Origin of the sequence: Bacillus sp. NTK071, assembly GCF_017303315.1 — a bacterium.
Lineage (GTDB): Bacteria > Bacillota > Bacilli > Bacillales > Guptibacillaceae > Guptibacillus.
The window spans coordinates 1-277 of sequence record NZ_JAFKOI010000063.1; the positions used below are offsets into that span (position 1 = coordinate 1).

1 protein-coding gene is annotated in these 277 nt (G+C 44.8%); it reads left to right on the forward strand.

What is annotated here, in order from left to right; genetic code table 11:
• A partial coding sequence (locus JI666_RS21035) for a hypothetical protein (RefSeq protein WP_206895027.1) occupies window positions 1-277 on the forward strand: 277 nt, incomplete at both ends.

Below are 277 nucleotides of genomic sequence, written 5' to 3' on the forward strand. Positions count from 1 at the left end.
TTTAGTAGAGTCAGGATGGGAATCTATAGCGAAAGAAGGTCGTTGGAGAATCATTCGTCATGGAGGCGCTTCGAACAATGAACCCCTAAGGGATAACATGGCCTCAAGGAACAAAATACATTACTATAGTTTCATGGCGGTTTTCATTTATATGCTCATCTCTGCTGGCATGGTGGGGATGCTCACTCTCACAGTACTTTTAGGTGGTGGATCTGCGACGTTCGTTCCCAGCCCATATTGGTCAATAACCATTACTGTAGGATTGACGCTTTGGACT